Annotated in this window: 1 protein-coding gene; it reads right to left on the bottom strand. The window is 70.5% G+C overall.

Translation table 11 applies throughout. The features are described from left to right. On the bottom strand, nucleotides 1-278 hold a 278-nt coding region (locus ACM9LZ_RS26105; RefSeq protein ID WP_416622415.1), incomplete at both ends, for an MFS transporter.

Genomic DNA, 278 nt, shown 5'->3' with positions numbered 1-278 from the left:
CCCAGCGGCGGGCCCAGGTTGAACAGGCCCAGCGCCGTGCCCCGCCGGCCGGGCGCGAAATAATCGGTGATGATGGCATAGGAGGGGGGAACGCCCCCCGCCTCCCCCACACCCACCGCCATGCGCGCCAGGACAAGCTGGGGATAGGTGGAGGCCATGCCGCAGGCCACCGTCGCCGCACTCCACAGCGCGCAGGCGATCGACAGCACCTTCACCCGGTTGGTCCGGTCGGCCAGCCAGGCCACCGGGATGGAGATGGTGCAGTAGAACAGCGCGAA

This window comes from Niveispirillum fermenti, assembly GCF_048066175.1.
Taxonomy (GTDB): Bacteria; Pseudomonadota; Alphaproteobacteria; order Azospirillales; family Azospirillaceae; genus Niveispirillum; species Niveispirillum fermenti.
This window is presented reverse-complemented; position numbering and strand designations above follow the sequence as displayed.